At 33.3% G+C, this 14,981-nt stretch carries 9 protein-coding genes; 2 read left to right on the top strand and 7 right to left on the bottom strand.

Translation table 11 applies throughout. The annotated features are described in order from the left end of the window. Positions 1-36: 36 nt before the first annotated feature. A complete protein-coding gene (locus AN960_RS21760; RefSeq protein WP_056476295.1) occupies positions 37-216 on the top strand; it encodes a hypothetical protein in 180 nt (59 codons plus the stop codon). Here the strand turns inward: AN960_RS21760 and AN960_RS21755 are convergent. Next, on the bottom strand, positions 209-4,363 hold the full coding sequence (locus tag AN960_RS21755) for a S8 family serine peptidase (protein ID WP_056476293.1): 4,155 nt from the start codon (positions 4,361-4,363) through the stop codon (positions 209-211). The two genes, AN960_RS21760 and AN960_RS21755, sit on opposite strands and share 8 nt — an antisense overlap. Before the next feature lie 425 nt (positions 4,364-4,788). Here AN960_RS21755 and AN960_RS21750 point away from each other — a divergent pair, with 425 nt between their 5' ends. Continuing rightward, positions 4,789-6,009, top strand: a complete 1,221-nt coding sequence (locus tag AN960_RS21750; RefSeq protein ID WP_056476290.1) for a helix-turn-helix domain-containing protein — start codon at positions 4,789-4,791, stop codon at positions 6,007-6,009. A 49-nt stretch (positions 6,010-6,058) separates the two neighbouring features. Here AN960_RS21750 and AN960_RS21745 read toward each other — a convergent pair whose 3' ends face one another. The 6 genes from AN960_RS21745 to AN960_RS21720 all read right to left on the bottom strand — a co-directional run bounded on the left by AN960_RS21745 (position 6,059) and on the right by AN960_RS21720 (position 14,781). Further along, positions 6,059-6,838 carry a M15 family metallopeptidase gene (locus AN960_RS21745; RefSeq protein WP_056476289.1) on the bottom strand — a complete coding sequence of 260 codons (780 nt, stop codon included), beginning with the start codon at positions 6,836-6,838 and terminating at the stop codon, positions 6,059-6,061. A 1,301-nt stretch (positions 6,839-8,139) separates the two neighbouring features. Next, complete coding sequence (locus AN960_RS21740; RefSeq protein WP_056476286.1) at positions 8,140-9,714, bottom strand: SagB family peptide dehydrogenase; 1,575 nt, start codon at positions 9,712-9,714, stop codon at positions 8,140-8,142. A gap of 24 nt (positions 9,715-9,738) precedes the next feature. Beyond that, on the bottom strand, positions 9,739-11,682 hold the full coding sequence (locus tag AN960_RS21735) for a TOMM precursor leader peptide-binding protein (RefSeq protein WP_056476283.1): 1,944 nt from the start codon (positions 11,680-11,682) through the stop codon (positions 9,739-9,741). Then, positions 11,679-13,625: a putative thiazole-containing bacteriocin maturation protein gene (locus tag AN960_RS21730; RefSeq protein ID WP_056476280.1), complete on the bottom strand. Its 1,947-nt coding sequence runs from the start codon at positions 13,623-13,625 to the stop codon at positions 11,679-11,681. Before AN960_RS21730 ends, AN960_RS21735 begins: the two co-directional genes overlap by 4 nt. A gap of 173 nt (positions 13,626-13,798) precedes the next feature. After that, a complete protein-coding gene (locus AN960_RS21725; protein WP_056476277.1) occupies positions 13,799-14,017 on the bottom strand; it encodes a heterocycloanthracin/sonorensin family bacteriocin in 219 nt (72 codons plus the stop codon). A gap of 281 nt (positions 14,018-14,298) precedes the next feature. Further along, the gene (locus tag AN960_RS21720) at positions 14,299-14,781 is read right to left on the bottom strand and encodes a hypothetical protein (protein ID WP_056476272.1); all 483 of its coding nucleotides are present in this window, start codon (positions 14,779-14,781) and stop codon (positions 14,299-14,301) included. Positions 14,782-14,981 lie beyond the last annotated feature (200 nt).

Genomic DNA, 14,981 nt, shown 5'->3' with positions numbered 1-14,981 from the left:
TGTTAGACACAGTCTAACATTTGGAGGTGCATTTTTTTGACTAAATTTACAAGTGATAAGAAATTAATTGCTGTAAAACGTTATTTAGAAGGGAACGGTGAGTATGGCTTCATCATACTAAACTGTCAAATAAACTCTTTATTACAGAGAAAAGCCACAAGGATCATTCCTGGTGGCTTTTTTTCGAAATATCACTTAATCTTGCACTTTAGTTAAATTTCTTTTTCAATTCTTCTAACGTTAATTTACCTGCTTTTTCAACTGGTTTAATAGATGTAGGGAAAAATGGATTTGTTGTCATGAAGTTCTTTTCAACATAATTGAAGTCCAGTATATCAACAACTCCATCCTTATTTAGATCTTCCTTCAACTGATCACCAGTTTCATTAGCTTTATTTGCAATAAGCTTAGCATCATAAATGTCGATCACATTATCTCCATTAATGTCTCCTGCCGCTGCAGTATCAGTATAAGCGATATAATCGATTCCTTGGACTTTACCATCTATTAATTTACCTAATTTAATTTTTCTACTATATTGATAGTGTCCTGGAATATTAACTATGAGTGTATAATCATCCTCAGTTGCCGGAATATCAAAGATCGTCATATAACCATTTTCTGAAATATCCGCTTTATATTGTTTACCTTTTTTGTCCACAACATATGCTTTTACACCTAACTTAGAATAATCTAAATCGTAGTTATAAAAGTTAACTGCCTCACCGTGGAAATATCCTTCTAATACTGAATGTTGAGCTATGAATTTAAAGTGATTTGCATATGTGGGTAACGTAACTTTATTTCCTTCATTCGTCTGATAAGTTGATTCTTGATAATAAAATCCGCTCTCCCTCATATAGTTAAGGTCGCTCACAACTTTTAAATTAATATCTAATAAATCAATATTTCCATTAATTTTTACTGGTAAATTCGTCTTTTTATCCTTAATATCAATTGAAAATGTTGTAATATTTGACCATGTATCCTCTGTTACTTGTGGTTTTCCAATGCGAACACTCCAATTATTTTTCTTCATTAACTCATCTAATTGCTTCGATTGGTTTACACTCATAACTTTGTAATAATTTGGAATAGTTATTGTCGCGTTAGCACTTGTTAAATCTTTTGCATTGTGGACCGTAAATGTACTTGTAAACTCCGAACCTAGAGTAACTTCTTTAGACTTTGTATTAATTGTTGAATATCGATCACCTTTGTTAATAATCGTAAAATCTGGGAAAATCGGATTTCCTGCAGTTGCATAATCATAAGTATAAATTGCTATGTTAGTAGGGTAATTTGCATACTCTTCTGGTAATACACCAAATTTGAAGTCACCATTTTTAGTTGGGAAAAATTGTGCTGTCGGCCATGAAGAGTCCTGATAAGCATAAACTGAATTTGCTTCCTGAGTTAGATCATGTCCTCTACTCTGTAGATAATCAATTGTATCGTCGTATACATTTCCATGAACCCAGTAAGCTTTGTAATCTTTACCATCCATTGGGTTTGTTTCGGTTGTTAAATCTGCATCGGAAATTTCATTAATGCCTGTCTTTTTATCAAATACTACTTTTGGAGGTGTATTATCAATTACCATATCATTGTCTACTTTATAGGTTTTTCCATCTGCATCTGTACCAATATAAGAAACAATATATTTGCCCTCATCTAATGTTTCATATTCTAGTGATAACGGCTTATTTGGGTCACCTGTAAATAATTTTACATCACCTGAAAAACCGTACATGATTAAGTAGTCTGTATCAACATTTGCGCCATCTAAATCGAAAGTACCATACAAGCCGATTGGTTTCCCAGATGTATCGCTAACAACAACATCGATTTTTTCCATTTCACTATTTAATCTTATTGTAACTGGTGTAAAAGGTAGTATATCAGGATGGAAGTTACTTAAGTCACTTGTAATTGCATTCTTAAAGAAATCAACTTTTGCAAAGCCACTTGTCGTATACCTCACGTGGAATGGTATTTGGTACTCCTGGGTTTTTGATTCATTTTCTACATAAATATATCCTTCGTATATGCCAAACTCAGCAGATTTTGGAATTGTTACTTTGGCGTCTATATTAACATTTTCATTTCCATTAACAGTTACATTAGAAGGCAATTCGAGTTTTACTCCATTTTTACTAGCATCCTTTGAAACATCATCGATTGTTAAAAATTCTACTTTGGTATGATATGTTTCATTATTTTTACTTAAATTTTTAATACTAATGGATGTTGTTCGATTTTGTTCCTCGCTTGTTTGTGTAATACTTCCGAAAGGTAATGAACCTGATACATCATCGATTTGCTTTTTAAATCCATTTTCATCTAATGTGTACGTTTTATTTTGAACTTCTACTAAAGTCATGTTATGAACTGCCTCATAAGCATCTACTCGTCCAGCTCCAACTTCGTTTACATGATATGTTCTTCCTTTTAATGGATCCGCTGTATTCATAAGTGCGGCTTTTACATCGGCAACAGAATATTCCGGATGAGATTGTAGTAATAATGCTGCGACACCCGCAACATGTGGTGTAGCCATCGAAGTTCCATCCATGCTCGCGTAACTAGTTGAGTAATCCGTTCCTTCCCCGGGATTATTAATATATTCTGGTACAGTTGAGAAAATAGAAACCCCCGGTGCCACAACATCTGGTTTAATATCAAAATTATTACTTACAGGTCCTCTAGAACTAAAGCCTGCTAATACGTCACCAGATGTCATATTTGACTGTAAATCTGTCATTTTTAATTTAACCTCCGGATTCTTATTAAGTTCATCAACAATACTTTTCCCTTCCTCTTGACTCATTTTAAAGGTTGGTACATAGCCAAAGTTTTCACCTAAGAAGAAAGGAATCTCTTCTTCTATATTGTTATAAATTAACACCGCTACTGCTCCTTTTTCATGAGCACGGCGAATTTTTTCATCAAAAGATAAAGTACCACGTGATATTAACGCCACCTTGCCACTTACGTCTTTATTTGCATAATCCTCTTCGGCACCAATTCCTACATCTACTACCTTCAATTCTTTATCAATAATACTTAAATAATCTTTACCTAATCCGTGTGCCATTAACTCATTTTTAACTGAAACATTCCCAATACTCGTCTGTACAGTTGGTATATCTGTAGGAACGTCGCTTGCTCCAACAGTAATAGCTAACGGTGATGAACCAGGAGAACCTAATGACCCTGGCGTTGGGCCTGCGTTACCTCCTGCTACAACGGGAACTACTCCTTGCAAAGCTGCATTATTAATCGCTACTGCTGTAGCATCTAAAGAATAATTATTACTGTTTCCTAAAGAAAGATTAATCACATCCATGCCATCTTCTACAGCCTTTTCTATACCAGCAATAATCCAAGAATCATATCCTGAACCGTAATGACCTAAAACACGATATGCATATAAATCAACATTTGGTGCAACTCCGGTCATCGCATAATCAACGTTATTTCGTGGATTTGATGCAATCGTACCTGCAACATGCGTCCCATGCTCGGTAACAAATGAACGACCATCAATTTCTGCTGGTTCACCGGAAGCAGCAAGATCTGCAGGTGTAGACTCCATTGGGTCCGAGTCATTATCTACAAAATCATAACCACCTTTATAAGCATCCTTTAAATCTGGATGATTGTAATCAATACCCGTATCAAGAACTCCTACTTTAATCCCTTGTCCTTTTATATCCTCGTTATGTAAACGATCTACACCCAAAAGGGGTAAAGCTGGTGGAACACTTTTGTTTTTTGTAGATTCATTAACAGAAAGCTCATTGATTGGTACACTAACTTTGTTATCCTTCCATACTCGTTTCACAACACCGGTTTGAAGAAGCAAATTAATTTGATCTGTCGGAATAGTCATAGCCACTCCATTAAATACATTTTTAAATGATTGTTTGATATAAAATTGATTTGTTTTTTCCTTTGTTTGTTGATTTACTTCCACTTTTTCATTTTTCTTACTCCATAATTCCGTTAATCGTTTTTTAAAGAACTCTTGTTCACCTTTAATTTTTTCTTTCTTACCTCTAGAGATCTCTTTTAATGTTCCATTTTGATCATTTTCAATTGGCGAAGTTTTTAGTTCAACAATTATATTTGCAGTTTTATCTTTTAAAGATAATAAACTAGGGTCGATCACAAAGCCTTCTTGAGGAGTTAAACGCTTAATCGATTGTCTTTGCTCATCTGTCAGTCCCTTTAAGATTGATTCTACAGAGTTCGAAGTTGCATAAGATTTTTTTTGAGGCAATAAATAAGATGTAATAAAGCTTGTCGTTAATACACTTGTTACCATTACATTTAGCATTTTCTTATTTCTAATCTTCATTTCGATGCGCTCCTTCTAATAGGTTAAATTAAATTTAGTGAAAAATAGTTTACTGCATGAAAAAATGATTAAATTAAGTAACTCTATTTCATTCCTCCAATTAAAAAAATGATGTAAAATTAGAATTAGAATAGTTAGACAAATCTAATAATTTAATTGTAATTTAGCTATTTTTCTTGGTAAATGGGGGTTATTTCAGTCTGAACTTTCAGTTGTAATCCTTTTTTCAACATTAATCGTCATAATCAATTTTTCTTTTCAGGATTAAAGTCTCATATTTTACTAAATTTATTGATGTATAGATTGTGTTTGGCAAGAAAGTCATTTAAATTCAATAGAAATTTTTATTTTTAACTTGGGGGAATTGATGGTTTTCAACTACTCAAACTATTAATAAAAAGGTTTACAAAAGGGAGAAATTCGTTATGTATGAGGGGAAAATCATAAAATATTATCGTGAAAAATCTCAGATGACACAAGAACAGCTAGGGAAAGGGATTTGTTCTAGTACGCATATTAGTAAAATTGAAAGATCTCAAACCGAATATGCACATGAAATTATAGCCCTACTATCAGAACGACTTGGAATAAAAATCGAGAATGAGATTTTAAAATTAAACAATATAAAAATGCGTATAAATAGTTGGCAGCAGTCTATCGCAATGCAGTTATTTGACGAAATAGAAGAAATCAACTTAGAACTTGAGCAAGAAGAGTTGATTCAAATTTCAAATTATATTAATCAATATAAATTACTTCGCATCAGATATTTATTAATGCGTAATTTAATGAATGAAGCAAAAGAGCTCATTGATGAAATAAAAAAAATAAAACACAAATTGTCACCTTATGAAATAAATCTTTTTAGACATGTGCAAGGTATTTATCACTTAACGAACCATGAACCTTTACTTGCCATTCAAGTTTTAAAGAAAATTAATAATGAAGAATATGCAAATGAGGAATATTATTATCATTTAGCTTCTGCTTACCATTCGAACGATTTACCTGTTATGGCTTACTTTTATGCTGAAAAAGCCCGTCAGTATTTCAAAAGTATTAATTCCTATCTTCGAGTAATCGACTCCGAAATGCTTATGTTAATACAAGTTAAGGATAACGAAGAGTTTTCCGAGACGATTAAAGGATTTGAAAACTTAATCCAAAGCTGTGAAATTTGTAGATCATCAGAACGAAAAGCAAGGGTATATCATAACTTAGCCTTTGAATATTATCGAAGAAAAAATTATGAGTTAGCAAAAAAATACTATTTTGAGTCAATGAATTTGAAGGATTCTAATTCTATACCCTATTTACTTTCCCTAGAAGGATATATAAGAAGTTCCTATTATGGAGAACTATTACCTAAAGGAGAATTATTACAGTGGGTAGGTAAAGGGTTTGATATTGCTTCCCAAAAAAATGACAAACTTTTTATCAATTTATTCATCTTATTAGACCTTTTAATCTTAGAAAAAGAACAAGAATATCACCAATATTTGGCGGAACATTCATTACCTTTTTTTAAAAAACTTGGATTTGCTTATCTAATAAATCAATCGGAAAAAGAATTGTTTAACTATTATTTTAAACGCAAACAAACTCGTAAAGCACTAGGTATGGCGAATACACTAATAAATCAGTAGATATTAAAAGGCATGTCTCATTAGTTTGAGACATGCCTTTTTGTTATTATTATTTTTTAGCTGGCATCGCTTCTTCAAGTGCAAGATGATTCGTATATAAATAAGTAGCGTATTCTTTTCCAACGTATCGAATATGCCATGGTTCATAGTGATATTTAGTAATATCTACTTTATCTTCTGGGTAACGAATAATAAAGCCGTATTCATGTGCGTGCTTTGCTAACCAAGTTCCTTCAGGAGTTTTTGCAAAACCGACTTCTAAAGCATTACCAAATGCCGGTGATGAAACATCCATCGTTAGTCCAGTCTGATGCTCACTCGTTCCTGGATATGCACTGTATGCTTTAGTCCATGCCTCACCATGTACAGAAATATAATTATTGTATAAAGAAAGTTGTCGTTCATAAGAACGGTATCCAGAAATTGCTGTTAATGTATATCCATCCGCAGATGCACCAGCAAATAACTTCTCTAATGCATGTCCAGCTTCACTTCTCATTCTTGTTTTTTCTTTTACTGCCCCATTTAAAGGAATTGCTGGGTAGATCAGGTCATTTGGTTCATAACCATCTGGTAACTTTCGATCTTTATTAACTAAGACTAAATTTGAATCAGCGTTTAACACTTCTAATAATCCCGATTCATCTTCTTTTGTAGTTTTATAATAATCTGGAAAATTAAGTACAATGTCATTTTTAACTTTGTCATTCTTCTTAATAACTACCGTTTTAGGTTCTTTATGTTGTTCATAAAGAGTACCTGCAACACCCGCAACTAAAACTAAAGAAATAGCAATCCCTATAATAGGTTTTTTTCTACGATTTTTCATACTTCTGGACAATGGTTTTCTCCTCCTATAATTTCTATACTTTTTTATCGTTTTTTTAATTGGTTATTGTCGTAGAATTTGGTGGATGATTAATAAAGGTATTTTCACTCTAGTATCGTCACGAATTCTTTTAATCAAACTACTAATAATCAACGTTTAAAACTAACCATAAAAATATTTAAATTTGTTTTACTAAAATTAGACGATTTAATTATACAAAAAGTTTTATAATCTGACATTTTTTTTAATTATATGTTATTTTAATAGATAGTATTTATAACAACATTAAAATTTTGTTAATATAATTTAATCAATAGAAATAAAACACCTATTTTATAAAGAACTTTTAGGAATAATTTGTCTAAACAGACTAATCCATCTTAGAATCTATCTACAGGAGAATAAAAATATTAATTTGTTTTGGCCCCATATTAGTTCTAGCTATAACTGCTGGTATTGCTAAATTTTCGGCTGAAGATTTTAAAGAAATTGCACCAATTATTATCCTTCAGTTTTTGCTATATACTTTCTTAATTACGCCAATTATTCTTTGGGGATATTTACGTTAAATATTTTCAAAAATAAAAAAACCTTCTTTTGGAAGGTTTTTTATTTTATATTTAAATAATTTCTAAAGTAATTATACTATAAAATTTTAATTCAAAAGAACTATTCGATGTAATTTTCGAGACTTTTGTATGTCGAATAAGTGTCGATTGAGCACTAACCTGCGCCATCATTGGGTTTTATTTGTTATAACTGGAACAAAAAAACAAGAATACCCAAAAGTATCCTTGTTTTTAGTTTTGAACTTTTTAAATTCTAAAAACGATAAATGACAATCTTGAACTACTCACCACTTAACGCCCTTACAGGTTGTTTGAAGTGGGAGATTCTTGGGAACAAAGCATACTTACTAGTGATTCTTTACCAGCAGAGGTTACTTTTATTTACCAAGCTAACCCCGTAGTTCCTACGGTTTGGTTTCACCTAACGCTAGGTGAAACGTACTCAGCCTGTTTTTTACTGAGGGGTATTACAGTTGTTCTATTTGCGACTCTTGAATGGTATAGGCGAATGACAACCACCAGACGAGTTCTATTTACGCAACAAGTACTACACTTGAATTCATTCTTTTTCTACAGTATTTACATTATCTATTGTACAGAATAGTAGCAAAAGAAGAAAGCATTTTGGCTAATGCCAACCTTCATTCATCTCCCACCTATTACTGGTGTTATCACACCTTCACGTAATTGAGGAAGGAGTCTTCTGTCGTATAATCATAAAAATTGTATTGATCAACTATGCAAATTTCCTTTTAGCCAAGGTCGATTCCGATAATGACCTATTGGAATTTGAATTAAACTTGTTTTTCCTATCTCTTCTAATTGGTATAACTCATCACATAATTTTACATTATATCCTAATAGTGGATGCCCACCCAATCCTAACGCTGATGCGGCTATTAGTAAACGCTGAACCATTATACCAGCTTCCATCTGTTGAATCCGGTAGCCTCTATAACTATGTGTCGATCTTATATGTTCCTTATTCCCCACTACATGTATACAAATAGGCACTTGGAATAAATTAACGGTAGGGGCATTCATTCCTAATTGAAGCTGCATTCGTTGATCGCCTAATTTAGTTTGTACTATCGTATGGGTAAAATCATCATAATAATAAGCACCATTGTTAATCCCTTCGACATTATACAAACATAAATATAATTTAGGGCGGTTATTATTATTTTTAAGGGAACCATCTAAATCATTTACATATGAAAAGGATGCTGTCGCCTCTTTAAGTAGTGTTGCTAAGTTTTTTTGACTAATAGATCGTAATACAAAGTCTAGTTCAGGCGAAAACCTTTCTTTACATATTGTGGCCAAATCATAGGATAGACGTTCTACTTTAGGTAAAATTATTCGATGCCGTTCATCTAATGCAGCCACAGTTTCGTCAACTTTTCTAAATGTTTGAGTCGATTCGATCATCGATACTTTATTTACTTTAATTAGCATCGGGAACTCTCTAATCTTTTTCGATTTTACTAAATATTTATGTGTAACTGCTTGTAACTCTTTACTTAGATCAATTGAATTGTAATTTTCACTTTTTACATTATCATTTGAAATCAACGCAGATTCTTCAATAGAGAGTGGAATTACTCCGTATACACTTTCCTCACGTTCGTTTATACCGATTAAATGGTTAATCGCTTGATCTAGAAACTGGTAATATACTCCCGCTTTAAATCCAAAGCGTTTAGCCATCTCCAAAATCTGTCCAATTAACACACCGCAATCTAATCCTTGAAGCCGATAAGAAAAATTATTGTACTTAAAAAAATTTTTCCAAAACATTGTTGAAATAAAAATAGTACCAAAACACTTAGGAAGATCACATCTATTCCCTAAAGCCCTTGATACATAAGAATCAAAATTGCCTTCTCTTAATAAAACTAAGCAATGTCTAGCAACATCATAATGATAAATCCCCGAAGAGACTTGATCAGACTTAATATATAAATACAATTCATTCGGATATAATCCTCCACCAGAGGGAATGAATCTTCGGTTCGAAGACATCATATTAACCATTTCGTTGGAGCCGGAAGTAATTGCTGTTTGAGCAACTTGGGTTACTCCATATACATACCATAGAAAATAGCCTATTTCGTCTAAATTCGGCTCAATTGCATCCTTTTTTCCTTTTAAGGATAATGGAACGTTATGAGAAAGTGGAATAGTAGGTAAATCTTTATAAATCTTATAAGTTAGTGGCGCATCCTCCCAATCTACTTCCCAATCTGATTGATTTGCCTTTTCAATATCAAAATGAAGATTGTGTAGAAATGTTTGTAAACTCATCCAATCAACCTCCTAAAACACCACCTATGGGAACGGGTGCGGATATGGATTGAGCTGCTCCGGCTTTAGCGGTTTCTTCGTATAACCCATTTTAACAGGAACCTCTAACACTCGATCAAGTCCATTCAATCGTTTTAGATGATTGCCGAATGTCATTGGCAACATCCCTGGAATTAAGACTTTTACACAAGATAATCCATTTCTTTTGATTTCAGGTGTAGTTTGATCAACTACGATCACATCAAGATTTAATTTTTTAAATTCTTGTAGAATATCCTTTAAATCATTCGTCAAATCCAGATGGTTTGTATTCCATTTAAATTCTTCCTCAAAAGTCTTTAATGGACGGTTATCATCTAATAAAAATTTCAGACGCTCCTCTGCTTGACGTAAACCATATAACATTCCATGATCTTCCATTTGTTTAACGAGAGTGTTGTCTAAAAGCATTTTCATATTTTTAGCATAATTTTCTTCAAACTTTTTATCCAATGTTAACATCATCCCAGCTAATTCATGTACTGCGCTTTTAACCGCCCTAACCGGGTCAAGATGAGCGCCTGCTGCACAAATGAGGTTTAAACCATGTTCTTTTCGATTTTTTGCAATGGCAACAATACTTGGAATTCCATTCTCCATCGTCGAATTAAATAGATGAAGATCATACCCTCCAACTAAGCGCATTCGCTCAATCATTAAATCGAGTTCTTGATCCTTAGCCGATTTTGGATCAAGTCGAGGAAGAGGCAACTGAGCATACCAAGTCATTAAAAATGAATCCCGTTCAACGATTTCCAAAATACCGTAGAATATAGCTTCTTCTAGGCTGCCCCCTAATGCACATCCATTGGAAGTTTCGTACACATAACCGTGTCCGCATCCTAGACTATAATATGAAAGCAACTCCGGTACAAGAATCGGCTCTTCCTTCAAAAATGAATAGCCCCATACCCAATCAATCTTCCGTTTAGGATTAAACGCCTTAAATGGAAAACGCGGCAGAGCATATTGCTCTTTCGAATGAGTACCGACAATTTCAGGATTAATTGCATAATCTTTTACGTTGTTATAACTATCATGTACGACCGTTTTTTTTCCTCGTGGAGTGAGGCCACAATACCTTTCTAACCCTTCCAATATGGCAGTTAATTCACTAGATTCATATGAAAGTGTACGTCCTGCTGTTCCTTCATCCCCTTGTAGTAACGGTAGATTTACAACTACATCTGCAAATGGCGTAGATAGATCAAATGCCTTTCCATTTAAAAAACCTGTCTTTTGACCTAAATAATCATTAACTAACACTTTTTTTAATTCATCCATTGAGCGACTACGATAACTAGTTGGCGAAACTTTCATACTAGGCTCAAGTGAAATAATCGCTGAATCAGAAGTATCATCTTCTAATTCACCACAAATTGGACATAAAGGATTCGGTAAAAAAAAGTGATTTGAGCTCTTGAATGTTTTCATATTTAATAAAAAAATTCGTTCCTCTAGACGTGTTTCTTTACCGTTCATAAATTTATCTACTTCAGCTGCAATTAAGTAAGCCATTTGTAAAAGTCCCGTTCTTGTACCCCATACATCATCCGATACTCCATCGCCTTCTAATAACTGATCATCTATTTCTAGCATTTCTCTTCGCTCTCTACCAGCCATTAAACGTCTAAAATCGGCACACTTTATGCACCCTTTTTGCCCTGGATGTACTAAAGGTCCGATTACACCTTCCCCAAACGAAACACAAGCACGTAGCCATGGAACAGTTCCTATTCTAAAGATTTCATCTGCTTTTTCATAAATCTTAGGGTTCCATGCGTCATCCAAAATAAGGATTAAACTAGTATCCTGAGAAACCTTCGACTCTAAATCTTTCTGTTGAACGATCTTATACTTATTTAAAAGGATTTCAGATGTGTACTTACTTAATAATCCCTCTCCAAAAATGGTAACCGTTGAATTCAAATTGAGTTCACCTCTCTTAACAAGACACCATAAACTCCCGCTAGTTCCTCTACATTAATCGATTCAAGCATAAACTCCAATGTTAGTAATTCAATATTTTTCTGTTTTAAAGTATCAATAGCCGAGACTAATAAATCAGTATGTTGAGCGCGATTAGATTGAGGAATAATAATTTCAGGTATTTGCTTTTCTTCTACTAAAACTAACGAACTTTGAATAGCTGTTGATGCAAGTAATGGAGTCTTATTTTGCAACTCCTTAAGTACTTGTTTTAGAGCATCTTGTATGGCCATAGTTATATTTAAACCAACACTTCTATACCAACCTTTTTGTGTACCAATCCAAACTACTGGAAATCCACAAATCTCTTTCCCTAATGCTATTTTTGGAGATTCATGTATTGTATTTAATGTTTGTAAATAAAATTGAGCACAATCATCTTCAATTTTTATCGCTTTTATTTCCTGAATTTTACTTTTATGATCACTCGCTTGTTTATTAAGCTCTTCAGATAAATATTTTTGTAGGGCTCTGCAAATACTTTCTGAAAAAGTTTGACCAGTAGCTATTGCGATGTATTCACCAGGTTCCATACTCTCAACAACATCGGACTCTGAATTCATAATAAGTTGATTGGCTATTTGAGCTACATACATTTCAACTCCAGTAAGTCCCGCCTCTCTTCTTGCTTCTTCATGAGTTAATTCAGTACAAATCGTACTCGTTAGTAATTTTACTGGGCCTTCTGTAAGAGGATCTACTACTTGTATCCGACACTGAGCTAATGGAAGTTGGTTTAGTTCGCCCTCATCCCAAACGTGAAATAATCCAGTTTCTTGTGAATTGAACTGACCTAAGTAAGTTAATAACTTACTTTGATCTCCTTTCAATTTGTTTTGCTCTAGCTTTTCCTCAAAATTATGGACTATTTTAGCTTTTGCTTTCCCAGTCACTAATGGATGAGGAGAGAATGTGTGCCAACTGCCCTCTAGCGTCTCTTGATTAATAATATAAACTTGATTATTCTTTTCTGTTTCGCGTGATTTTGTAATATCCTTAAATAACTCGAACACCATTATATTTGCCAACATTGCCGATGAAATTGAAGACAATGGATGGTTGACTCCTTCTTCACAGAGTATGTTTTGATGAACGCTTCTCCATGCTGACTCGAAGCAAGCTTCCGAATTTGAAGTTACTAGTGGTCCTGTCATGCAGATCCTTTGGGAAGAAATTGCTGGAATAAATCTCTTTTTCTCCCTTTTACAAATCTCATTAAGCATTTTAAGCTCATAAACACGATCATCTTCTGATACATATAAAATCGAATCAAAAGTCGATACAATCTCTTGTAACGAAAGCTTCTCTCTCTTCATTAATTCAACTTCGACTTCACGATCCGTCTTTCGTGCGTTGTCTACAATTTCTTTTATTCGTTTTTTATCAGTATTTTCCGTGTTCGTTATTAAAAGATGGAATTTCGCTAATCCCGACTCTAATAATGCTGAAACTAGCGAAGTGACAATTGTTCCAGAACCAATTGCCAATATCTTGGATTGGCGATAGGTTTGAAAACGATATGAACCAGAATCTCCGAAGCAATTTAAAAACTCAATTTGACTGGCATACTTATTTAAAATCTCTTTAGATAATTGATGTGGCAGATCCTTACTTACATCCCGTGCAAAGCCATTGTTATATAAAGTCTCACCAATTTCAATTACTCTATCCCGGTATTGGTCAGGCAAACCATTTGTTAAGCTATCTAGTGAGTGTTCGCCGTTAAACATAGGCACTAACTTTTCAATCCACTGGTAAACAGAAGCACCTTCCATGCGAAATGAACTTAAGTTATTCCTAAAATAGACCCCTCCATTCGAATCAGGTACAAAAAAAGTATCTCGGTTAACCTTTAGACGTGCAGATGGATTCAATTTTGACATCCTTTTCAACCCCTTCGATACAGTGAGTTGTTCATTAAATAGCATAAATACTTTCTTCATAATCCTATGTATATTATGTATTCCTTATGTCATAACATAACTCTATAGCCCCTACAAAGATTAGTAGGGGCTGTTTGTCTAAATGGACAAATAGTTTTTATGAAACATTACATTTAACGGTGACAGCGACCGCATCCTCCACAACGGAAACAGCCTCCACAGCCTCCACAGCCTCCACAACCGCCGCAACCAAAACAACTAAAGAAAGGAAAGAAACATGCACACATTCTAGCTTCGAAATTTTGATACTGATTATAGTCCCATGGAACTAATTGACTTGATTGAAACTGACCAACGTTTAATTGTTGAAGCTCTCTTTGAAAATCATACATTTTTATAACCTCCGACATAAAATTTGAAAGCGAATAAAACATACCGCACTTAAATAAAATAAATACGATTCCCTAATTTGAATCTACTAAAATGCAGACTCTCAACAACAAAATATGTTGAGGACTTGGGCAATGTTACCGTTTCAATTGCCCAATTTATTGCTCCTCAGTAAAAGAATTCACCGGTTGAATGTGCAAAAAAAAACCTCACTTCAAAAGTGAGGTTTTTCGTACGCCATTTATTTAGTCTCTAAACTCTATCCATTAATATCGGTTATTCCTTAATCTTCATTAAGCGTAATGTTTTTAAGAGGTGAATATGAATATACATTCCTTTTTAATACTATCTTATTTGTCCTGATTTTTTTTCCGAAAATTAATTGTGTTGTCTTTATTTTAAGTACTTTGAATAGTAAGAGGTACAGTAATAATACAAAGTCAAAAATGAAAAGTAAGTCCCCTATCATAAAAAAAGAGAATATAGTATTGGAGATTTCTTCTGTTTGATTAAGCGTAGAAAATACAAAAACAGCATATCTTTCATAAATAGTACAGATTAAAAATATAGTTCCTACCACTAATGAAGTAAAACTATAACCAATAGTTCGTTCTCTTTTATTGAATTCTAAAAGGATTGGAAGTAAATATAGCAAAACAACAATAAAAATACTAAATAATAATCCTAACAAAGTAATTCGACTATGTAACATAGACTGAACTAGCAAAAGTTTTCCTAGTATAAAAAACAGTAACACTGTACCCATCATTTCCCTCCTCATTTCTCAATTTAGAGCACCAATCATGATCACATCCGAATACAATCCCAAAATAACTCGAGTTCCTTTTCAAATTAAATTATAGTCTTGCTAATTAAAGTTTCAAATGCTATTTTTTACCGTTTTGATAGGTAAAAACAAGTAATATATAAAGTTTCCCTAAACGATGTATGCCTTTCGTTATATAA

Source organism: Bacillus sp. FJAT-25509 (assembly GCF_001420605.1).
Taxonomy (GTDB): Bacteria; Bacillota; Bacilli; order Bacillales; family Bacillaceae_G; genus Gottfriedia.
The sequence above is the reverse complement of the archived record's forward strand: the minus strand, read 5'-3'. Positions and strand labels throughout refer to the sequence as shown.